The 22,192-nt window shown below is 71.5% G+C and carries 19 protein-coding genes; 10 read left to right on the forward strand and 9 right to left on the reverse strand.

Annotated features, from left to right (window positions below; translation table 11 throughout):
- Positions 1 to 64: 64 nt before the first annotated feature.
- Positions 65 to 1,018: a ScbA/BarX family gamma-butyrolactone biosynthesis protein gene (locus tag L3078_RS43220; protein ID WP_239759923.1), complete on the reverse strand. Its 954-nt coding sequence runs from the start codon at positions 1,016 to 1,018 to the stop codon at positions 65 to 67.
- A 99-nt stretch (positions 1,019 to 1,117) separates the two neighbouring features.
- On the opposite strand from L3078_RS43220, the gene L3078_RS43225 reads away from it, so the two are divergent.
- The 10 genes from L3078_RS43225 to L3078_RS43270 all read left to right on the forward strand — a co-directional run bounded on the left by L3078_RS43225 (position 1,118) and on the right by L3078_RS43270 (position 11,602).
- Positions 1,118 to 1,789: a ScbR family autoregulator-binding transcription factor gene (locus L3078_RS43225; RefSeq protein WP_239759925.1), complete on the forward strand. Its 672-nt coding sequence runs from the start codon at positions 1,118 to 1,120 to the stop codon at positions 1,787 to 1,789.
- Between the two features lie 516 nt (positions 1,790 to 2,305).
- On the forward strand, positions 2,306 to 2,842 hold the full coding sequence (locus L3078_RS43230) for a flavin reductase family protein (RefSeq protein WP_239759926.1): 537 nt from the start codon (positions 2,306 to 2,308) through the stop codon (positions 2,840 to 2,842).
- Positions 2,843 to 2,906: 64 nt separating this feature from the next.
- Positions 2,907 to 4,442: an FAD/NAD(P)-binding protein gene (locus L3078_RS43235; protein ID WP_239759927.1), complete on the forward strand. Its 1,536-nt coding sequence runs from the start codon at positions 2,907 to 2,909 to the stop codon at positions 4,440 to 4,442.
- A 77-nt stretch (positions 4,443 to 4,519) separates the two neighbouring features.
- Complete coding sequence (locus L3078_RS43240; RefSeq protein ID WP_239759928.1) at positions 4,520 to 5,341, forward strand: class II aldolase/adducin family protein; 822 nt, start codon at positions 4,520 to 4,522, stop codon at positions 5,339 to 5,341.
- Between the two features lie 107 nt (positions 5,342 to 5,448).
- Positions 5,449 to 6,831, forward strand: a complete 1,383-nt coding sequence (locus L3078_RS43245; protein WP_239759929.1) for a class II 3-deoxy-7-phosphoheptulonate synthase — start codon at positions 5,449 to 5,451, stop codon at positions 6,829 to 6,831.
- Between the two features lie 33 nt (positions 6,832 to 6,864).
- Positions 6,865 to 7,245, forward strand: a complete 381-nt coding sequence (aroH, locus tag L3078_RS43250) for a chorismate mutase (protein WP_239759930.1) — start codon at positions 6,865 to 6,867, stop codon at positions 7,243 to 7,245.
- Positions 7,245 to 8,423, forward strand: a complete 1,179-nt coding sequence (locus tag L3078_RS43255) for a prephenate dehydrogenase (RefSeq protein ID WP_239760720.1) — start codon at positions 7,245 to 7,247, stop codon at positions 8,421 to 8,423. Before aroH ends, L3078_RS43255 begins: the two co-directional genes overlap by 1 nt.
- A 154-nt stretch (positions 8,424 to 8,577) precedes the next feature.
- Positions 8,578 to 9,882, forward strand: coding sequence for a 3-phosphoshikimate 1-carboxyvinyltransferase (gene aroA / locus L3078_RS43260; protein WP_239759931.1), 1,305 nt, complete (start codon positions 8,578 to 8,580; stop codon positions 9,880 to 9,882).
- 8 nt (positions 9,883 to 9,890) lie between these two features.
- The gene (aroC, locus tag L3078_RS43265) at positions 9,891 to 11,075 is read left to right on the forward strand and encodes a chorismate synthase (RefSeq protein ID WP_239760722.1); all 1,185 of its coding nucleotides are present in this window, start codon (positions 9,891 to 9,893) and stop codon (positions 11,073 to 11,075) included.
- Entirely contained in the window at positions 11,072 to 11,602 is a 531-nt protein-coding gene (locus L3078_RS43270) for a shikimate kinase (protein WP_239759932.1), read from the forward strand. Before aroC ends, L3078_RS43270 begins: the two co-directional genes overlap by 4 nt.
- Positions 11,603 to 11,636: 34 nt before the next feature.
- On the opposite strand, the gene L3078_RS43275 is transcribed toward L3078_RS43270, so the two are convergent.
- The 8 genes from L3078_RS43275 to L3078_RS43310 all read right to left on the reverse strand — a co-directional run bounded on the left by L3078_RS43275 (position 11,637) and on the right by L3078_RS43310 (position 22,079).
- A complete protein-coding gene (locus L3078_RS43275) occupies positions 11,637 to 12,317 on the reverse strand; it encodes a class I SAM-dependent methyltransferase (protein WP_239759933.1) in 681 nt (226 codons plus the stop codon).
- Positions 12,318 to 12,809: 492 nt separating this feature from the next.
- Entirely contained in the window at positions 12,810 to 13,712 is a 903-nt protein-coding gene (locus L3078_RS43280; protein WP_239759934.1) for an HAD-IIA family hydrolase, read from the reverse strand.
- Entirely contained in the window at positions 13,693 to 15,168 is a 1,476-nt protein-coding gene (locus L3078_RS43285) for a biotin carboxyl carrier protein (protein ID WP_239759935.1), read from the reverse strand. Before L3078_RS43285 ends, L3078_RS43280 begins: the two co-directional genes overlap by 20 nt.
- Positions 15,161 to 16,525, reverse strand: coding sequence for an acetyl-CoA carboxylase biotin carboxylase subunit (locus L3078_RS43290; RefSeq protein WP_239759936.1), 1,365 nt, complete (start codon positions 16,523 to 16,525; stop codon positions 15,161 to 15,163). The genes L3078_RS43285 and L3078_RS43290 overlap by 8 nt, the downstream gene beginning before the upstream one ends.
- Positions 16,522 to 17,016 (reverse strand): acetyl-CoA carboxylase biotin carboxyl carrier protein, encoded by a 495-nt coding sequence (locus L3078_RS43295; RefSeq protein ID WP_239759937.1) that lies wholly within the window; start codon positions 17,014 to 17,016, stop codon positions 16,522 to 16,524. The genes L3078_RS43290 and L3078_RS43295 overlap by 4 nt, the downstream gene beginning before the upstream one ends.
- Positions 17,013 to 18,107: a PEP/pyruvate-binding domain-containing protein gene (locus L3078_RS43300; protein ID WP_239759938.1), complete on the reverse strand. Its 1,095-nt coding sequence runs from the start codon at positions 18,105 to 18,107 to the stop codon at positions 17,013 to 17,015. Before L3078_RS43300 ends, L3078_RS43295 begins: the two co-directional genes overlap by 4 nt.
- A complete protein-coding gene (locus L3078_RS43305) occupies positions 18,104 to 19,945 on the reverse strand; it encodes a PEP-utilizing enzyme (RefSeq protein WP_239759939.1) in 1,842 nt (613 codons plus the stop codon). The genes L3078_RS43300 and L3078_RS43305 overlap by 4 nt, the downstream gene beginning before the upstream one ends.
- Before the next feature lie 43 nt (positions 19,946 to 19,988).
- Positions 19,989 to 22,079, reverse strand: coding sequence for an acetoacetate--CoA ligase (locus L3078_RS43310; RefSeq protein WP_239759941.1), 2,091 nt, complete (start codon positions 22,077 to 22,079; stop codon positions 19,989 to 19,991).
- Between the last annotated feature and the right edge of the window lie 113 nt (positions 22,080 to 22,192).

Genomic DNA, 22,192 nt, shown 5'->3' on the forward strand with positions numbered 1-22,192 from the left:
CTCGCGCCGGTGGTGAGAGGGGAGAGACGGAGCGGACACGGCACGGGAGGGGCCGTGGTCCGGGTCAGGGTGCCGCGCTGGTGAGCGAGGCGGAGAAGGCGGGCGTGCCGTCCTGGTGGCCGGTGACCCGCACCGCGGTGCCGCCAGGGACCAGGGAGGGAACGGTGTGGGCCTCCACCCAGCAGGGCGGGGCGAACTCCACGTAACGATGGAAGTCGATGGTGAACGACGCCGGATAGAAAGGAGCCGGCGAGAGCAGGGCCCTGGCTGCCTGGTGCGCGGCCTCGACCAGGACCAGGCCCGGGTAGTGGTCGATGGCCCGGCCGAACAGGGTGGTGTTCCTGGTGTCGGCCCGCAGCTGCCAGCGCCCGGACACGGGGGTGGGGGCCAGGACCACGTGTGCGGGACGGTCGCGCCCGACGAGCCGGTGCGGGACGGGAACCGCCAGGGTGGCCAGCGCGGGAGGGAAGTGCGCGCCGCGGAGCCGCTGGTAGACGCGGGGGGTGGAGATGCCGAGGTGGCCACCCCCTGTGACGACCGTACGGTCGCCGTCCCTGACGCGTATTCGCACGTCGGTGGCGGCCAGGCGCCCGCCACGGCGCCGTATGTCGGAGCAGGTCACGTCCAGGTGTAACTCGGTGGTGCCGTCCGGTACATCGAGGAACTCGGGGTGGGAGCGATAGTGGAGATCCTCCATGTGGAAGTGGTGGTCGAGCGGGACGGCGAATGCGGCGTGGCACAGTAGTATCGCGCTCTGCCGCAGTGTTTCCACGATGAGTACGGGGTCGTGTTTCCCGTGTAGGGGGGCGAAGAAGTCGTGGGTGCCCGGCCACTTCGCCCGCACGGTGAAGAGTCCGTCTCCCAGGTCCTCCCAGGCGGTCAGCAGCACATCGGCGGTGTGGGCCCGGTGCACCAGATCCTTCGGTACCCCTCCGGCCGGCTCGGAGCCGATGGGCTCCTCGGCTCTCTCCGGCATGTCGGCGGCTCTCGGGCCGTCGGTAACGGGCGTCCGGTTCATGGCTCCTCCTCACGGCATGGAAGGGCCATTCATCCCCCCCCGTTGGGGGAAGATACGTGCACAGCGGTATGGTTTCAAGGGATTTAGGGGTTGGCGCAAGTGACTCAGCAGGAACGTGCGATCAGGACTCGGGAGTTGATCCTCAAAGCGGCCGGAGCCGTCTTCGCCGAACGGGGATATGACGGCGCGACCATCTCCGACGTCTACTCGCGGGCCGGGCTGACCAAAGGCGCGTTCTATTTCCACTTCTCCTCCAAGGAGGAGCTCGCGGAGGCGATCCTGGAGGTGCAGGTGAGCGCCGGGACCTACCCCATCGTGCCGCGCCCCCTGAAGCTCCAGGAGCTGGTGGACGCCGGGTTCGTCTTCGGGCACCGCCTCATGCACGACCAGATGCTCCAGGGCAGCGTCAGCCTGTCGTTGGAGCGAGGAACGCACCAACTGGACCGCAGAAGGCCCTTCCTGGCCTGGGCCGACCACAATCTGGCGGGGCTGTCGGAGGCGAGCGAACAGGGTGAGCTCTATTCGTGGGTCGACCTGAGGGCCGTCGCCGAGCTCATGGTCGGCGCCTTCTCCGGGATCCAGATGCTCTCCCATGTGCTGACCGACCGCGAGGATCTGACGCAGCGGCTGTCGGTGCTCCTCGAACAGCTGTTGCCGACCATCGCGCTCCCCGGCGTCATGGCGCGGCTCGACCTCGCCGCCGACCGGGGCGTACGCGTGCTGGCCGAGGCGGCGGCGTCGGCCGTCGCCCAGGGTGACACACCCTCGTGACAGCCCCACACCGGCCGGGCTGAACCATCTGGAGCCGGTCGAAAACATGTGGGCCGGTATGTTTCTCGCTTCACTGCGGCCGCCACGCCCCATCGGCCGCAGCCAACGATTGCTCCTCACCCCCTCCGCCTACGACGCGCAGCGGCCCCGCCGCGTGGCCACCGTGCGGAGGGGGTTTCTGCCGTGTGGTGGGGGGTGTCGGCGTGTGGTGGGGGTGCCGGCATACGACACCTGCGGGTGGCCTGGCGACCGGCCCGGGGCCCGCGCCCCTCATCCGTCGTGCAGCAGCGCGGCTGTTCCACTGAACGGCGTGGCCACCGCCCGTCCCGCCGGCACCCGCCGCAGCAGGCGTGGACGGGCTAATGTCCGTGCGCTCCCCGGCAAAACCGACAACCGGTCGCTCAGTAATGTCTCCGGTATCGAACCGGGTTTCGCCATTTCCTGAGGAGTTCTACCTCTGGCCCCGGGACGCTCAAGCGCGTGCGCATATCAGACATTCCCCGGAGAGGACCATTCATGGGTGAGCTGTCAGCGGCTAATCGTCCAGCGGTTGCCGTGGAAGACGACCTGCGTTCCGTCATGCGCAATTTCGCCACCGGCGTGTGCGTGGTGAGCACGTTCTCCGACGCGGGATCCACGCGACGGCACAATGCGCTGACGATCAACTCGTTGACGTCCCTCTCACTGGACCCACCGCTGGTGTCGCTGAGCATCCGCAGTGATTCCACGTTCCTCGACGATCTGATGGAGTCCCGGGTCTGGTCCTTTTCCATTCTGGACGGCGGCGGCGAGGACCTCGCCCGGATCTTCGCCCGACCTGCCGAGGACCGCGTCAAGGCCCTTCGCAGCCTGCCCACGGAGCCGGGCCCGCAGACGGGTGCGCTGCTCCTGGACTCCGCGGCCTGGATGGAGTGCCGCTACCGGGATCATCTGACGGTCGGTGACCACCTGCTCATCGTCGGTGAGGTCGTCGGCGCCGGAGTGCGCGACAAGGGGTCGTCCCTGGTGTTCCTGGGCGGTGAATTCCACCGCATGGGTCGGCGCGCGATATGAGCAGACCGGAAGAGCGACGAATGAGGATCTTCATATCCTCCAGGTTTCGATAGGTGGCTGAGGCATGTCTGGAATATCGATCGCTGTGGTCGGAGGCGGCGCGTCAGCGGTCTGCCTCGTCGACGCTCTGGCCCAGGCGCAGAGCCCCGCGGGCAGCATTACCGTCTTCGAGCCCTCGCCGAATCTCTGGCGGGGCCGGGCCTATCAGGTCGACATCGCCACCGTCAAGGTGAATGCGCCGCCGGAGGACATGTCGGTGCGCGTGGGCGACCTCGGCCATTTCCGACGCTGGCTGGAGAAGCGAGAGCGCGTCGTCGACGATATCGACAGCGTCGATCCTTATTCGGGGGCGCGATTCGCGCCGCGCACCGTCTATGGCGAGTATCTCGAGCAGTCGGCCTATTCGGCCCTCGGGGAACTGCGCAGAAAGGGCTGGCGGGTCGACCTCGTCGGCGCGGCGGTCACCGCGGCCCGGCGCACCGACGACCAGGTCCGCCTGAGCACGAGCAACGGCAGCGCCGGCGCCTTCGACTACGTCGTCCTCTGCGTGGGCGGCGACGGCCCCAAGGACGCCTACGGGCTCAGCAGCGCACCGGGGTTCATAGCGGACCCGTACCCGATGTCCCACCACCTCCGCGAGATCGGCACACGGGAGGACGTCGCCGTCATCGGCAGCGGCCTCACGGCCGTCGACATCATCCTCGCTCTGGCCGCGCAGGGCCATCAGGGACGGATCACCCTGCTCTCCCGTGGGGGCGTGCTCCCCGGCGTCCGGCAACGCCCCGTCACCTTCGAGCCCCGCCACCTCACCAAGGAGCGGATGCGCGCCCTCGCCCGCAGCGGCCGCGAGATGACCCTCGGGGAGTTCGCGGAGATCGTGGCGGCCGAACTGCGTGACGCCGGTGCGGACGTCGGCGCGGCCCACGCCGAGATCACCGACCTCGACAAGGAGGCGCCTGCGGACCGGCTGCGCCGTCAGTTCGCGGCCGTGGACTCACCGGACCCGGGACTGCGCATCCTCCAGCACGCCGTCCCCGACATCGGCCCCGACGTATGGCCGCAACTGCGGGAGGAGGACCGGGCGGAACTGCTCCGCTCCCACTACCGCACCATCATGAGCCTGTGCTGCCCCATGCCGCCGGCCAGCGCCTCCGTGCTGCTGGAACTGGAAGAAGCGGGCCAGCTGAGCATCCGCTCCGGACTGCGGAAGGTCGCGGAACGCTCCGGAGGGGGCTTCGAGATGCTCACCGCCGACGCGCCTCCCATCGTGGCGCACAAGGTCATCAACGCGGTCAACGCCTCCGAGGGCCGCGTCCCCACCGGCGCCCTGCCGCTGGTGACCACCCTGACCAGGGCCGGCGCCGCGAGCCTCCACCCCCACGGAGGGCTGCACCTCGCCCGACCGACCAGTCGGCTCATCACCGGGGACGTCGAGGATCCGCGGCTCTACGGCCTCGGCACCATCGGGGCGGGATCACTCTTCTTCACCTTCGGCCTCCCCTCCCTGGTGGACCGCGCCGAGGACATCGTCGCCGCCATCCTCCAGCACGCGGGCGACACCCAACCGGCCCGATCCGGGGACGTCCTGCTGCCCGCCTAGGCCGCCCCGTACCACTGCCGGAGCAGCACCCTTCTCCGTACCGCCGCCACGGCCCCGTCCAGAGAGAGGTAACCAGCATGACCACGATGACCGACAAGACCACCGAGCCCTCCGCGGAGTTCCTCGCCGATACCGCGACAGGACTGCCGATCCCCGGCGAACCGGTCTTCAGCAGCCCGGAGGAGACCCGTCGCCACCGCAAGCAACGGCTGGCCGCGGCGCTGCGCCTGTTCGGCAAGTACGGCTTCGGTGAGGGGATCTCGGGCCATATCTCAGTGCGTGATCCGGAACATCCCGACCAGTTCTGGGTCAACCCCTTCGGCGTGTCCTTCAAGCACGTGCGTGTGGCCGACCTGATCTGCGTGGACGCCAAGGGCCGCGTGGTGTACGGAAAGCACCGCGTCAACCCCAGTGCCTTCGTCATCCACTCCCAGATTCACGACCTCCACCCCGGCGCGACCGCCGCGGCACACGGCCACACCGCGCACTCCCGCGCCCTCGGTGCCCTGGGCCGCCTGCTGGAGCCCATCGACCAGGAGTCCGCCGCCTTCTACGGACGGCAGACCCTGTACGAAGCCTACGAGGGGCCGTCCGTCTCCCTGGAGCAGGGCCGCGACATCGCCGAGAACCTCGGGGACAACCGGGCCATCCTGCTACGCCACCACGGCCTGATCACGGTCGGCGGCTCCCTGGACGAGGCCGTGCACTGGTTCTTCACCTACGACAGCTGCGCCCAGGTCCAGCTTCTCGCCCTCGCGGCCGGCACCCCGAAGACATTCACCCACGAACAGGCCATGGCGGCGGGCGAGGGCTTCGGCGACGCCCAACTGGGCTGGTTCAGCTTCCAGTTGTTGTGGGACGAGATAGTCCGCGAGGAGCCCGACCTGCTGGACGAGTAAGCCGCCGTCGCCCCGCGCGGCACCGTTCTGTGCGGCCCGAACCGACACCGGCCCCGCGGGGCCACCTCCTCGTCACACCCTCGTGGAACGAAGAAGGAAGTTCTCCCATGAACACATCGCAGGACGCCCCGCCGCACGCCTGGCGGAGCCTGCCCGCCGCGCAGCAGCCCACCTGGCCCGACGAGCGGGCGCTCGGCGCCGTGCTCGACGACCTCACCACCGCACCTCCCCTCGTCTTCGCCGGTGAATGCGACCAACTCCGCTCTCGGCTGGCCGCCGTCGCACGTGGCGAGGCATTTCTCCTCCAGGGCGGCGACTGCGCGGAGACCTTCGACGCCGTCTCCGCCGACAGGGTCCGCAACCACGTCAAGACCCTGCTGCAGATGGCGGCCGTGCTCACCTACGCCACCTCCCTCCCGGTGGTCAAGGTCGGACGCATCGCCGGCCAGTACTCCAAACCGCGCTCGCAGCCCACGGAGCGGCGTGACGGCGTGGAACTCCCCGCCTACCGCGGCGACGCGGTCAACGGCCTGGAGTTCACACCGGAGAGCCGCACCCCCGACCCCGAGCGGCTCAGACGGATGTACCACGCCTCCGCCGCCACACTGAACATCGTCCGTGCCTTCACCACCGGCGGTTACGCCGATCTGCGCCAAGTGCACGACTGGAACCAGGACTTCGTCGCCAGCTCACCGGTCGGCGAGCGCTACGAGCGCCTGGCCCGCGAGATCGACCGGGCGCTCGCCTTCCTCAAGGCGTGCGGGGCGCAGCCGCGCGAGTTCGGCTCCACCGAGTTCTACTCCAGCCACGAGGCGCTGATACTCGACTACGAGGCGGCGCTCACCCGGCGCGACTCCCGCACCGGCCAGTGGTACGACGTCTCCGGCCACATGGTGTGGATCGGTGAGCGCACCCGTCAACTGGACGGTGCCCACATCGAGTTCGCCGCCAGGATCCGCAATCCCATCGCCGTGAAGCTCGGGCCGACCGTCACCGCGGACGAGGCACTGGCGCTCATCGACCGCCTCGACCCCGACCGGGAGCCGGGCCGGCTGTCCTTCGTCGCCAGGATGGGCGCGGACCGGGTCCGCGACGTACTGCCGGGCCTGGTGGAGAAGGTGACGGCGTCCGGGGCGCGGATCGCCTGGATCTGCGACCCCATGCACGGCAACACCTTCACCGCACCCAGCGGCCACAAGACCCGCAGCTTCGACGACGTCCTCGACGAGGTACGCGGCTTCTTCGAGGTCCACCGCGAGCTGGGCACCCACCCGGGCGGCATCCACGTCGAACTGACCGGCGAGAACGTCACCGAGTGCCTCGGCGGCGGGGCCGAGGTCCGCCTGGACGACCTTGCACACCGCTACGAGTCCGCCTGCGACCCGCGCCTCAACCGCTACCAGTCGCTCGACCTCGCGTTCCAGGTCGCCGATTTGTACCAGGAGCGCGTCGTGCCCCGGGACCTTCCGTGGCGGACCGTCGAAGCATGAAGACGGACCGGGAACGCCGATCTGGAGAGTGAGATGACAGTGCGCGCGATACGCGGCGCGATCCAGCTTGAACGGGACGACAGGAACCATCTGGTGGCGAGCACCAAGAACCTGCTGAAGGCGATGCTCGACGCCAACGGGTTGGAACGGCGGAACCTGATCAGTGTGGTTTTCACCGCCACGCCTGATCTGCGCAGCGAGTTCCCCGCAGTGGCCGCGCGGGAACTGGGGATCACCGACACCCCGCTGCTGTGCACCCGGGAGATCGACGTGGAGGGGGCACTGCCGCGCGTCGTACGCATCCTGGTGCACGCGGAGACCGACCGGCCCAAGAGCGATGTGCGACACGTCTATCTGGGCGGTGCCGCGACGCTGCGCACCGATCTCGCCGACGCGCTGGAGGAGACCCGATGATCCGTACGGCAGCGGTCGTGGGCACCGGCCTCATCGGCACCTCGGTGGCGCTCGCCCTGGCCCGCAGGGAAGTGGGCGTCCACCTGCTCGACGCGGACGAGTCGGCGGCCCGTACGGCCGCCGCGCTCGGCGCGGGAACCGTCGGTCCGCCCGCCGCCCCGGTGGACATCGCCGTGCTGGCCGTGCCGCCCGGCTGCGTCGGTGAGGTGCTCGCCGCACAGCAGGTGAAGGGGCTGGCCCGCAGCTACACCGATGTGGCCAGCGTCAAGGCCGGCCCGGAGCGGGACGCCCTGAAACTGGCCGACCCCTCCTGCTACATCGGTGGCCATCCCATGGCCGGACGCGAGCTGTCCGGGCCGCTGGCCGCCTCGGCGACCCTCTTCGAGGGCCGCTCCTGGGTGCTCACCCCCACCGGTGCCACCGGGACGGACACACTGAACCGGGCCCTGGAGGTGGTGGCGCTGTGCGCCGCGGTGCCGGTGGTCATGGAGAGCTTCGCCCATGACCGCGCGGTGGCCCTGGTCTCCCACGCCCCGCACCTCGTCGCCGCCCTGATGGCGGCGCGACTGGAGCACATGCCGGACGACGCGTCACATCTCGCGGGGCAGGGGCTGCGGGACGTCACCCGGATCGCCGGGGGCGACCCTCGGCTGTGGGGCGACATCCTGGACGGCAACGCCGGGGCTGTCGCGGACGTACTGGAGGCGCTCGCCGTGGATCTCGGCACGGCAGTGGCGGCGCTGCGGGGACTGGCCGGCGACGACGCCGACGCCCGCGCGGAGGGCATGGTGCGCGTCGCCGACCTGCTGGACCGCGGCAGGAGGGGGCGGGGACGCGTGGCCGGCAAGCACGGGCAGAAGCCGACCCGCTGCACTCCCGTGCATGTGCTCATCGGGGACCAGGCAGGCGAGCTGGCCCGACTGCTGGCGACCGTCGCCGACTTGGACGTCAACGTCGAGGAAGTGTCCATCGACCATTCCCCCGCCGAGCGCAGCGGGCTGGTGGAACTGGTCGTGGAGGCGTCCGCCGCCGCCCGTATGGCCCGGCGGCTCACGGAGTTCGGCTGGGCGGTGCAACGGCCCCAGCCCCGCGCCGACCCCACCCCGCAGGCAGTCGTGCCTCCGCCGAAGGCCGGGGCCGACCGGCGCCGGGTTCCGCTGGTGACCGGAACGGCCTGAGCGGCCCGGCAGCCGACGGTGGCCGGTGCCCGACCCACGGCTCCGGCACGAGGACAGCCGTACGCCTGGACAGCGGCCGTCCACAGCCCCGTCGTCCCTGCGGCGGCACCTGCCACTCACGACGGCCCCGGCCACCGACGACGAAGGAGGAACCGTGGGCGCATCGCGCCGGACGACCGCGGACGGCACCCAGGGCAGGGGACTGGTGGCGCACGTTCCCGGGTCGAAGAGCCTCACCAACCGGGCGCTGCTGCTGGCCGCCGCCGCCCGCGGCACGAGCGTGCTGCGGGCACCACTGGTCAGTGACGACACCCTCGCTGTCAAAGAGGCCCTGCGCATGCTGGGCGTCGACGTGGCGGCAGCCCCGGCCGACACCCACTGGAAGGTCACCGGCAGGCCCGGCGACCTCGCCGAGCGGGCCGAGATCTGGTGCGCGGACGCCGGCACCGCCGCCCGTTTCCTGCCCCCGTTCGCTTTGGCGGCGGGCAAGGGCGGCCGCTACACCTTCGACGGGTCCGCGCAGTTGCGGGCCCGCCCCATGCGCCCCTTGGCCGAGGCGCTCACCCGCCTGGGCGCCCGGGTGCTGACCGGGCCGGGCGGCGCTCTGCCACTGACCGTGAGCGGCGACGGACTGCACGGCGGGAGACTGGAGCTGGACTCCGGGCAGAGCAGCCAGTACCTCAGCGGGCTGCTCATGGCCGGGCCCCTGATGCGCAGCGCGCTGACCGTCGACATCCCCCGCCTCGTCAGCCGCCCCTACGTCGACATGACGCTGGCCCTGATGCGCGCCTTCGGCGCCCGCGTCGACGAGCCCACCCCCGAACGCGTCAAGGTCGTTCCCGGCGACTACAACGCCACCGACCTCGCCATCGAACCGGACGCCTCGACCGCGTCGTACTTCCTCGCCGCGGCCGCCGTGACCGGCAGCACCGTCACTGTCCCCGGCCTGGGCCGTGCCAGCCTCCAGGGCGACGTGGGGTTCGCGCGGGTGCTGGGAATGGCGGGCGCCGATGTCACCCTCGGCGAGGACACGGTCACCGTCACCGGCACGGGACGGCTGCGCGGAGGGTTCGAGGTCGACATGGGAGAGATCTCGGACACCTTCATGACACTGGCCGCCATCGCCCCGCTCGCCGACGCGCCCGTCACCATCACCGGCATCGGGCACGCGAGGCTGAAAGAGTCGGACCGGATCGGCGTGACGGCGGCGAACCTGCGCGCCTGCGGCATCGACGTGGACGAGGGCCCGGACCATGTCACCGTCCGGCCCGGGGCCCCGGCGCGTGCCCGGATCGCCTGCCACCGCGACCACCGTATCGCCATGTCCTTCGCCGTGCTGGCGCTCGGCAGCTCCACCCCGCTCGACCTCGACGACCCGGCCTGCGTGAGCAAGACCTTCCCGGGCTTCCACACCGAGATGCAGCGGCTCTTCCCCACCTACCCGATGAAGGAGCAGTGAGATCCGTGCTGAGCAGATTGCGGTGGCTGACCGCGGGGGAGTCGCACGGCCGCGCACTTGTGGCGACGTTGGAGGGGCTGCCCGCCGGTGTGCCGATCACCACGGAGACGGTGGCGGATCATCTGGCGAGGCGGCGGCTGGGGTACGGGCGTGGCGCGCGGATGAAGTTCGAGCGGGACGAGGTCACGTTCCTCGGCGGCGTCCGCCACGGTCTGACCCTCGGCTCCCCGGTCGCGATCATGATCGGCAACACCGAATGGCCGAAGTGGGAGCAGGTCATGGCCGCTGACCCGGTCGATCCGGAGGTCCTGGCAGATCTGGGCCGCAACGCGCCGTTGACCCGCCCCCGCCCCGGCCACGCGGACCTGGCCGGCATGCAGAAGTACGGCTTCGACGAGGCCCGTCCCGTTCTGGAGCGTGCGTCGGCGCGGGAGACCGCGGCCCGTGTCGCCCTCGGTGCCGTCGCCCGGTCGTACCTGAAGGAGACGACGGGTGTCGAGATCGTCTCTCATGTGGTGGAACTGGCCGATGTACAGGCCCCCTACGGCCTCCAACCGACCCCGGGGGACGTGGAGCGGCTGGACGCCGACCCGGTCCGCTGCCTGGACGCCGCCGCGTCGAAGGCGATGGTGGCGCGCATCGATCAGGCCCACCGGGACGGTGACACGCTGGGTGGTGTGGTCGAGGTCCTGGCCCATGGCGTCCCGGTCGGTCTGGGCTCGCATGTGCACTGGGACCGGCGCCTCGACGCCCGGCTGGCGGCCGCCCTGATGGGGATTCAGGCCATCAAGGGGGTCGAGGTGGGAGACGGTTTCGGGCTGGCTCGGACACCGGGGTCGAAGGCACACGACGAGATCGTGGCCGACGGGGGCGGGATCCGGCGGGCGTCGGGCCGCGCGGGCGGCACGGAGGGCGGTCTGAGCACGGGGGAGACGCTGCGGGTACGGGCGGCGATGAAGCCGATCGCGACCGTGCCCCGCGCTCTGCGGACGGTGGACGTGGTCACGCGTGAGGTGGCTCGGGCACATCACCAGCGGTCCGATGTGTGCGCGGTGCCGGCGGCGGGGATCGTCGCCGAGGCGATGGTCGCGCTGGTGCTGGCCGACGCGGTGGCGGAGAAGTTCGGTGGCGACAGCGGCACGGAAACCCGGCGCAATGTCCGCTCCTACCTCGATGCCCTGGCCATCCGGTGAGCGCACCGCTGGTCGTTCTGGTCGGCCCGATGGGCGTGGGCAAGTCCACGGTCGGGCAGCTGCTCGCCGAGCGTCTCGGAACGGTCTTCCGGGACACGGACGAGGACATCGTCACCGCGCAGGGCCGACCCATCACGGACATCTTCGCGGAGGACGGCGAAGCCGCCTTCCGTGTCCTCGAGAGGGAAGCCGTACGCCGAGCGCTCACCGAGCACGACGGTGTCCTCGCCCTCGGTGGCGGAGCGATCCTCGATCCGGCCACCCGCGCCCTGCTGACGGGGCTGCCCGTCGTCTACCTCTTGATGAGTGTCGAAGCAGCCGTCTTACGCACCGCCCCGCACGCCACGCGCCCTCTGCTGGCGGTCGACCCGCGCGGGCAGTGGCACGCACTCATGGAAGGGCGCCGGGCGTTGTACGAGGAGGTGGCGTGGGCGGTGGTGGCCACCGACGACCGTACGCCGGAGGACGTCGCCGAGGCGGTCGGTGACGTGCTGGGACGGCGGGCCCCGGGAGCGGTGAGGCAGTGAGCGCGGGCCGTCGGCGCCCATCCGGAGGGGCGGCTCAGCGCAGTCGGCGTACGCGGAGTACGAGGTCGTCCGTGTGGTGGGCGCCGGCTCCGCCGTCGGGTGCCTCGCGGGGGCGTTGCTCGTCCACCTCCACCTCCCAGTCGTCGTCGAGGAGTTCGGTGACCATGGAGGGCCAGACGTAGTCGGCCGGGTCGAAGCCGCTGTCGTCCGCCTGCCGGGTCTCCATGCCGGCGTGGTGGACGAGCAGCAGCACGCCGCCGGGTGCGACGGCCGCGAGCAGGGCGTGTTCGGCCTCGGCGTCGGGGGTGCGCAGCAGGGCCGGGTACTGCGCGGAGACCAGGTCGAAGGAGGCCGGCGGGAGCGCTGCCCGGGTGAGTTCGGCGTGCACCCAGTGGATGGCGACGCCGGCGTCCCGCGCGTGTCCGGCCGCGCGTTCCAGCGCCACGCCGGACACCTCGAGCGCGGTGACGTCCCAGCCGCGGCGTGCGAGCCAGAGCGCGTCCGCGCCCTCGCCGCAGCCGACGTCGAGGACTCGTCCGGGGGTGAGCGAGGCGGTCTCGGCCACGAGCGCGCCGTTGGGCCGGCCGCTCCAGAGCTGTTGCCGGTCGGCGTAGCGGCTGTCCCACTCCGCCCGCACCGCCGGGTCGCCGGTGTATCCGCCGGCGGGCGAAAGGGACTCGAACGCGGGCGGTCCTACTGCGGTGTCGTCGGTCATGACCCCACCGTCGCCCACCGCCTCCCGGACCGGCCACCGTTGTTGCCGGTCCGGCAAAACGGGCCGACGGGAGGCCGGAGTCGTCAGACCGATGGGGCGGGAGCAGGGCCGAGGTCGTCCGGCCGACCAGGACCCGCCATGGGCACGCGGACTCAGCCGGGAGGATGGGCCAGAGGCCGGGGCGGCACCGAGCCGGCGACGACCGCAACCGCCTGCCTCACCGTCTTCGCGCCGTACGGCCTGCGGGCGACGTACCACCACCTCACGCTCAGCGCCGCGATTCCCCGGCGGCTGGAGGCGGTCCGGACGCGCCGGCGCGGGCGGAGAAGTGGGGTGGCGGCGGGCCGCGTTCAAGCCTCGGCCGTGGGTACGACGACCCGTTCCGCCACCCTTCGCTGCGACTGTCCGACTACGTCCCGCGGCAGAACGCTCCACCAGGACGCGCGACCGACGTAGTGCCTCCGCCGCACCGGGCCGGGCCAGGCGTGGTGGTCATGTCGGCATGGGTGCGGTCCTGGGAGGTTCGGGGCGGGAGGCGGGCGGCGGCAGGAGGTCGATCAGGCTGGCCACGCCGTCGACCGTGAGGTGCGGGCGCTGGTCGGGCGGTAGTGCGGGGGAGCGGTCCGGCTGATGGATGCCGGTGGTCACCGCGATGCCGAGGGCGTCCGCGCGTCGGGCCATCGCCATCTCCAGTTCCGGGTCGTCCCCGACGACGGCGAGATCTCGCGGGGCGACCCCCAACCGTCGCGCCGCGCAGCGCAGGCCCGTCAGCGAGGGTTTCCCCACGATCTGTTCGGTGACGCCCGTGACGCTGCTGATCATGGCGCAGATGGCCCGGGACGTGCCCAGTGCTCTGCCGTCGGCGCTGGCGAAGAACACCGACTGCGAGCTGCTGTACAGGACGGCGCCGCCGAAGACGGCGTGGCAGGCCGCCTCCAGGTCGTCCATGGTGAACTCGCGGTACCAGCCCACCAGTACGGCATCCGCCTCCGGCCTGCCCCTGGGCTCGACGATCTCGATGCCGGCCCGCCTCAGCGGCTCCCTCAGGCCGTCGCCGCCGAGCACCAGCACGCTGCGGTGGCCCACGGCCAGGAAATGGTCGACGGCGCTGGTGGCGGGGGTGAGCATGGCCTCGTCGGGGAGGTCGAAGCCGATGCGGCGCAGGGCCCCGGCGTAGGCCTCGGGCGTGCGGGTGGTGCCGTTGGTGAACGTCACCCAGGGCAGGCCGCCCGCGGTCAGCGCGGCGGTGAGTTCCAGGGCGCCGGGCAGGGGCGTGAGCCCGTGGTTGCGTCGGTCGCCCAGGACGAGGGTGCCGTCCATGTCGAAGACGACGCCGCGGACGGCCCGCAGCCGGTCGGTCGAGGCGGCGGTCTCGTCAGCCGTTTCGGCGGTCACGGTGCAGCTCCAGTCGGAAGTCGGGCCGGTCCAGGACCAGTTCGGGGGTCGCCGGGCGGCTCCGCAGGCCACCCAGCAGGTCGAGCACCGGTGTCACGTCGGGGTTGTAGTGGCGCCGCGCAGGGCCGGCCGCCACCATGGCGTCCACCTGCTCGGCGGGCATGGTGGCCCGCAGGAGCAGCTCCTCGTCGCCGATGCCGCGCGGGAAGCGGCGGCGCAGTTCGGCGACGGTGGGCGGCGGCGGTTCCCCGGCCAGCTCCCGGGCCCGCGGCCGGCCCAGGATGCGGTCGGCGACCTCCGGGTCCACGGGTGCGGTGGGTCTGCCGAAGCTGCCGAGCACGTACCGGATGACCTGGTCGGAGACGTTCTCGTAGCGCTCGGCGCCGATGACGTTGTAGAGCGCCTGGGTGCACACCATCTGCGGGAAGGGGGTGACCATGATGGGGTGGCCGAGTTCCGCGCGGACCCGGGTCACCTCCTCGACGACCGCGTCGAAGCGGTCACTGAAGCCCAGTTCGTCGAGCTGCCGCCGCAGGGTGGTCATCACCCCGCCGGCCACCTGGTGGCGCATGAACGCGGCGTCGTAGTCCCGGGGGCCGCCCACGGGCAGTCCCTCGGCCGCGGCCATGCGGTGGAAGTAGTCCGCGACCACGCCCAGCAGCCGGTCGTCGATGTCCACGCTGTGGCCGAGCTCGCGCAGATTGGCCACGACCTGCTGGGCGTTGGGCAGGGACGTGCCGCCCGCGAGGGCCCCGCAGGCGACCTGAAGGGCCCGCACTCCCAGGTCGGCGGCCCTGAGGTAGGTCAGGCCGGGCAGTCCGATCGTGCAGTGGGAGTGCAGTTCGAGCGGTGTGCCGGCGAGGTTTCCCAGGACGGCCGGGATCAGGGTGGCGGCGCGTTCCGGGGTCAGCAGGCCGCCGGGGTCCTTGATGTAGACCCGGTCGACGTCCGGGCAGGCCGCCAGCTGCGCGGCGAGCGCACCGTAGTGGGCGTCGTCGTGCACCTCGCTGACGGTGAAGGTCAGCGCACCGACGATCTCCGTGGCGCCGGCCGCGCGAATCATACGGGCGGACTGGCGTACGGCGTCCATGTCGTGCATCGGGTCCAGGACGACGTACCGGGAGATGCCCGCCACCACCAGCCGGTCGTAGACCAGCTGCATGAACTCGGGATGGGCCACCTCCCAGGAGATGAACCGCAGCCCGGTGCCGATGAACTGCAAGGGGGTGTTCGGCATCGCGCGGTGCGTCAGCCGTATCCGCTCCCACGGGTCCTCGCGATGGGTGCGCACCGCCATGCCCATATGGGTGCTGGAGGTGTAGTCGAGAGCGCGGAAGCCGACCCGGTCCAGGACCGGCGCGATCTGGAGGATCTTGCCGGTGTCGAGTCCGGTGGCGCTCCACAGGCTCTGGTTGCCGTCGCGCAGGGACACGTCGACGAGCTCGATGTCAGCCACGGCTGCTCCCCACCGGACGGTCGCGCAGGAAACGGGTGAACCAGGCGGTGTCCACTCCGCCCTCCGCGAACTCGGCCTCCGCCAGCACCTCCTGGTGCATCGGGATGTTGGTGCCGACCCCGTGCACCGCGCACCGCGCGAGGGCGGAGCGCAGCCGCGTCAGGGCGTCGGCGCGGTCGCGGCCGTGGACGATCAGCTTCGCCAGCAGCGAGTCGTAGTACGGCGGCACGGTGGCGCCCGCCTGGAGATGGGTGTCGACGCGGATGCCGTCACCGAGCGGCCAGACCGCCTCGGTCACGGTGCCGGGGCTCGGCCGGAAGTCGTGGGCCCAGTCCTCGGCGTTGATCCGGCACTCGACGGCATGCCCGGTGAAGGACACGTCGGCCTGGCCGAAGGAGAGCGATCGCCCTTCGGCGACGGCGAGTTGCTCGGCGACGAGGTCGAGGCCGGTGACGGCCTCGGTGACCGGGTGCTCGACCTGGATGCGGGCGTTCATCTCCAGGAAGTAGAAGGTGCCCCGGTCGACGTCGACGAGGAACTCGACGGTGCCCAGGCCCCGGTACTCCAGGTGCTTGCCGAGGGCCACCGCGGCGCGGTGCATCTCCTCGCGCAGCGCCGGGTCGAGGGCGGGCGCGGGCGCCTCCTCGATGAGCTTCTGGTAGCGCCGCTGCACGGAGCAGTCCCGGGTGCCGAGGTGGACGACGCTCTCGCCGTCCGCGACGAGCTGCACCTCCACGTGCCGCCCGGTCGCGACGAAGCGTTCGAGATAGACGCGGGGGTCACCGAAGGCGGCGCCCGCCTCGGCGACGGCCAGATCGACGGTGGCGGCCAGGTCGGCCGGATCGTGCACCTGCTTCATGCCCCGGCCGCCCCCGCCGCCGACCGCCTTGATCAGCAGGGGGAAACCGATCTCCGCGGCGAGCCGCGCCGCGTCGGCGGTGTCCTCCAGCGGGCCGCCTGGCACCACCGGCAGCCCGGCCGCGACAGCATGCCGACGGGCCTCCAACTTGTCTCCCACGGCGGCGAGTTGCTCCACGGTGGGGCCGATGAACACGAGGCCCGCCTCGGCGCAGGCCCGGGCGAGCCGCTGGTTCTCGGAGAGGAAGCCGTAGCCGGGGTGGACGGCGTCGACGCCGGCGGCCTTCGCCGCCGAGAGCACGGCGTCCACGTCGAGGTAGCTGGCCGAGGGCGGGGGAGGGCCGAGGCGCACCACCAGGTCGGCCGTCCTCGCCGGTACGGAGTCGAGATCGGCGTCGGACGCCGCAAGCACCGTCTCGATACCGAGCCGCCGGCACGTACGGATGATACGCAGGGCGATCTCGCCCCGATTGGCGATCAGGACACGTCGCAGGATCACGGCGCCGCTCCCGTCGCCCGGGTGTCGACGAACATCAGCACGGCACCCTGCTCGGCGAACTCGCCGTCCCCCAGGGGGATTTCGGCCACCGTGCCGGCCGCCCCCGCGTACACGGAGTTCATCAGCTTCATCGTCTCGACGATCCCCACGACCGTGGTCTCGGTGACCTCGTCCCCGATCTCCACGAAGGGGGCCGCGCCCGGTTTCGGCGCCCGGTAGAAGGCGCCGGGCAAGGGTGTACGGACCTCGGTCAGGCCCTCGCGGGCGGCTCCGGTCCGCTGCCCCGAAGCGGTCTCGTCATGAACCGGGGCTGCGTCGCGGCCGTCGAGCACCACCGGCTCGGCCGTCGTCCGCGCCGACTGGGTCCACTCGCCGTCGTCGTCGCGGCGCAGGGACAGCTCGAAGCGGCCGGTGCGCAGATGGAGGCGGTCGACCTCCATGCCGTCGATGATCCGCAGGATGTCCTGGACGTCCTCGGCGCCGAGGCTCACCTCGTGCCCCCGCCGGAGCCCGAGCCGCCGAGCAGCGCCATCACGTGATCGAACGCCCTGGCCTTCGGCGCGGCCGTCGGGGCTTTCTCCCGGCTCGCCCAGACGGTCTCGGGGCGGCTCTGCAGCAGGAAGACGTTGTGGCCGGGGACGAGGTTGCGGGAGATCGCCCACTCGATGTCCTGCGGTGCCCCGTAGTGGGACTCGACCTGCCGGCCGAGCCGTACGAGTGCGTGGATCTCCTCGTCGGACAGGCACGGTTCGTCGCGGAGGTACTCCGGTACGTCCTCCTCCAGCACCCCGGAGCCGCTCGGGTCCATCCGGTGCTGTCGCAGCTTCGTCGAGACGGTGCGGGAGCAGATGTCCCCGGTGACCTTGCCGACCACGTACTTGTCGGGGGTCACCTCACCGCTGACCAGTGCCGACCCCAGACCCCAGGAGCCTTCCAGGGCCACCACCGAGCGGTCCCCGGTGAGCGGGCTGCGGGTGAACATGACGCCGGCGCAGCGCGGGTCGATCATGCGCTGAACCACGACGGCCATGGCGAGGTCGTGCTCCGGCAGGCCGAGCCGCCGCCGGTAGCTGACCGACTCGACGCTGTAGAGGCTGGCCCAGCAGCGGCGGACGTGCTCGACGAGGGAGTCCTCGCCGCGCACCCACAGATAGGTGTCCTGCAGACCGGCGAAGCTGGCGTCCTCCGCGTCCTCGCTGGTGGCGCTGGACCGTACGGCGACCGGGGCGGGCGTGCCCGGGGTGTCGGACTCGCCGTCCAGGCTTCGGTAGTGCTCGCGGATCGCCGCCGCCACCTCCTCGGGCATGGCGGCCGCCTCGATCCGCTCCCGGACGGGCGTGGCCACGCGGGTGATCGCCTCCGTGTCGTCGGGGTCCAGCGCCTCGACGGCGGCGCGGATCTCCTCGCCCGGGTCGAGAGCGGCGAGGAAGGCCTCGAAGGCCGCGGTGGTGACGACGTAGCCGGGCGGTACGGGCGCACCGGCGAAGGTGAGTTCGCCGAGGCTCGCGCCCTTGCCGCCGACCGTGGGCCGGTCGGTCAGCCGGAGCCCGGTGAACGGGCGGACATGGGGTGAGGTGTTCATGAGGGTGCTCCGCCCGCTCGGTCGAGGATGGTGACGATGCCGCGGTCGCCGTCCACGCGCAGCCGCTGTCCGGTGGTGATCCGCTTGGTGGCGTGGCCGGTGCCGACGACGGCGGGCAGCCCGTACTCACGGGCCACGATCGCCGCGTGCGACATGGTCCCGCCGATGTCCGAGACGGCGGCCGCGATCTTGCCGAAGACCGGGCCCCAGCTGGGCGCGGTCACCGGACAGACCAGCACCTCGCCCTCCCGGACCTGGCCGATGTCGTTGGCGCTGAGCAGCACCCGGGCGGTGCCCTCGACGACGCCCGGCGAGGCGGCGAAGCCGCGCACCTCGTGATCGCCGTTCGCGGTCGGTGTGGACCAGGCCTGGATCGTCTCGGCGGTGATGCCCCACAGCATGCGGACCGCAGGGTCGTTGAGCGCCTCGGGGACGGGGCCCAGCGCGGGCGGCGGGGACCAGCCCGCGAGCGCGTCCAGCATCCGTCTGCGTTCGGCGACGGTCTCGCGCACATGGGCGGTGCCCACCGGCTCGCTGCCGGCCGCCCAGGCGAGCATCACGTCCGTCAGGGCCTGCCCGACCTCGGTGTGGCTCAGCTGGAAGACGTCCTCGACGTCGGCCAGGACACCCCGGTCGCGCAGCAGTTCGCCGAACTCCCGTACCTTCCCGTAGAACTTCGTGGTGAAGTAGTGCTCGCAGTAGAAGTTGTGGTCCTCGATGAAGGGGAACACGGCCCTGGCCAGGCCGAGCATCTGGTCGAAGGCCGCCCGCTCGTCCTCGCCGGACAGCAGGGAGCGGTACTCCTGGGCGATGCGTTCGCGCTCCGCTCGGAGCTGCTCGGTCGGCCGGTCCAGCAGTTCGCCGCGCCGCGCCTGGTCGACGTAGCCGGGCAGCGCCGCGAACGGCACCGTGAGGTCGTCGTTCCAGCTGCGGTGGTGGTGGTAGAAACCGGCGCCGGTCGACATGTTGAACCAGGGCTCGCGGGCGGCGTCCAGGGCCTCCAGCCAGCGTCGGCCGCCGTCCCCACGGGCGGCGAGCGCGGCCAGCACCTTGTCCGGCTCGCAGCCCTCGACGAAGAGGTCGTCGACGCCGTGCTCGACCGCCAGCTTCGCCAGCTTCCTCAGCTCGTCGTCCGGGCGGTAGAGGATGACGTCGATCCCGGCGACCATACGGGCCACGTCCTGGTCGGGTATCTCCGGGAACGACGTCTTGCAGAACTCGAAGAACACCACGTAGGCGCCGTAGCCGAGCATCAGGAACTCGGAGTGGTGGTGCCACATCTTGGAGTACAGGTCGATCAGCCGGTGGTAGTTCTCGCGGACGTAGTGGTTCTGGGCCACGCCCTTGGCCTCGAACACGACCTCCGGGTCCTCGAACTCCGGCAGCCGGGGCACCTCGATCCGCTGCACCTCGTCGATCAGTGCGGTGATGCGGGTGACCCAGCCCTGGTAGAGCTCGTCCCAGTTCTCGTAGTAGTGACCGGCCCGCTCGCTGAACACCGCGAGCCTGCGCTGGATCTCCTCCGGGTCGGTGACCGGGTTGGCCGTGATGTAGACCCGGCCGTTGACGATGCGGTGCTCGATGCCGAGCGTGGTGGGGAAGACGAACAGGCGCGCGGTGTTGGCGCCCAGCGCGGTGTAGGGGGCCTCGGCCGTGACGGCGTCGAACGCGGGCATCGGCTCGGGGAAGTGCATCGCGTTGTAGAACCAGAACCGCTGGTCGTCCCCGGGCTGGAACCGGGTGTAGTACGGGTACATCGAGGCCCAGTCCTCGGCGCCCGCCACCTCGGTCAGTTCCGAGGGCAGGGGGAAGCGGGGGGCAGGTCCGGCATCGTTCACGGTGCTCTCCAAGGGTGCGGCTCGAGCGGGAGGAGGAGGCGGCTCAGACAGAGGAGGCGGCTCGGACAGCGGCGGTGGCCAGGGGGTAGTCGCGTTGGGTACGGGCGTAGTCGGCGAGGGCGTCGAGGGCACGGGGGTCGGCGACCGCGCTGCGGTCGGCCGCCTGCTCGACGGGGGTGCCGAGCAGGATCCGGCGTGCCGGTACCTCGAGCTTCTTGCCGGTCAGGGTGGTGGGGACCGAGGGGACCTGGATGATCCGGTCCGGTACGTGCCGGGGGCTGTACTCCCGGCGGAGGCGGGCACGGATCGTCCGCTCCAGCCCCGCGTCGAGGGTCTCGCCGTCGGGCAGGGCGACGAACAGCGGCATGAAGAACCTCTCGTCCGGCAGGTCGAGGCTGACCACCAGGGCTCCGACGACCCGGTCGAGGGCTTCGACGACCCGGTAGATCTCCGCGGTGCCGATACGCACGCCCTGCCGGTTGAGCGTGGCGTCGGAGCGGCCGAGGACGAAGCAACCGCCGCGCGCGTTGACCTTGAAGAAGTCGCCGTGCCGCCAGACACCGGGGAAGTCCTCGAAGTACGTACGCCGGTACCGCTCGTCCCCGTCCGGGCCCCAGAACGTCACCGGCATGGACGGCAGCGGCTCCGTGATCACCAGCTCGCCGACCTCGTCCACGACCCGGCGGCCCGTCTCGTCGTAGGCGTACGCGGCCACCCCCAGCGAGCGGGCCTGCATCTCTCCGGCGCGGACGGGCAGGGTGGGCACCCCGCCGACGAAGCCGGTGCAGCAGTCGGTGCCGCCGCTGCCGGTGGCGACCCACAGGTCCGGCTTGACGTTGCCGTAGAACCAGGCGGTGCACTGGGGCGAGACGGGGGAGCCGGCCGGCATGACCGTGCGCAGGGCGGACAGGTCGTAGCGTTCGCCAGGCACGATGCAGGCCCTGGTCATGAGGTCGACGTAGGCGGGGCTGGCGCCGAAGAAGGTGGTCCGGGTGTCCTGCGCGATCCGCCAGAGGACGTCCGGCTCCGGATGGGCGGGGTTGCCGTCGTAGAGCACGGGGCAGGCGCCGACCAGCAGGGAGCTGATCAGGAAGTTCCACATCATCCAGCCGGTGGTGGTGAAGAACAGCGGCCGGTCGCCCTCGCGCAGGTCCATGTGGAAGGTCTGCAGCTTCAGCTGTTCGAGCAGGATGCCCCCGTGTCCGTGCACGATCGCCTTGGGCAGGCCCGTCGTACCGGAGGAGAACAGCACCCACAGCGGATGGTCGAAAGGGACGTGCTCGAAGACGAAGTCCTCGGCGGCGACGGGCGGATGGTCGAGGGCCTCGTCCCACCGCAGGCCGCCGGGCATCAGCGGCCAGTCGTCCCCGTCGTGGAGGACGGGCAGCTGGATCACGCGCTCCAGACCGGGGAGCGCGTCGGCGATGCGCCGCACCTCGTCCCGGCGGTCGAACGCCTTGCCGCCGTAGCGGTAGCCGTCGACGCAGAAGAGGACCTTCGGGCGGAGCTGGCCGAACCGGTCGACGACGCCTCGCGACCCGAAGTCGGGGGAGGCGCTCGCCCATACGGCGCCGACGGCCGTCGTCGCGAGCATCGCGATCGCGGCCTGGGGCACGTTCGGCAGATATCCGCAGACCCGGTCGCCGGGGCGTACGCCGAACTCCCGCAGCCGCGTCGCCAGGACCCGCACCTGGCCCGCGAGGTCCTCCCATGGAAAACCGGCGGGAGCGGCGTTCTCCGAGCCGAACACCACGGCGTCGGTACCCGGCCGTTCATGGCGCAGGACGTGCTCGGCGTAGTTCAGCCGGGCCCCGGGGAACCAGCGGGCACCGGGCATGTCCCGGCCGTCGAGCACCGAGGTGTACGGGGTCGTGGACCGGATGCCGAAGTAGTCCCACAGGGCACCCCAGAATCCCTCCACGTCGGTGACGGACCAGGTCCACAGCGCGTCGTAGCCGTCGAACCGCAGTCCCCGTTCCCGGGTCAGCCAGTCCGCGAACCGCGTCAGATTGGCCTCGGCGATCCGCTCGGCGTCAGGCGTCCACAGCAGTCCGCCTTCGGCCACGGCCGGCCCGTGGACCTCGCCGGGGCCCGGATCAGTGGCAGGGGAACCCCCTGCTGCCTCGACGGCCATGTCGCCTCCTCGCGTCGTTGGAGGAACGGTCCCCGACGAGTCGTGACGCGAGCAACAGTTGCCTGCCGGCGTTTCACCTGGTGAAATCCTCTCCCCGACTCCGCAGGTGAGGG

Origin of the sequence: Streptomyces deccanensis, assembly GCF_022385335.1 — a bacterium.
Classification (GTDB): Bacteria; Actinomycetota; Actinomycetes; order Streptomycetales; family Streptomycetaceae; genus Streptomyces; species Streptomyces deccanensis.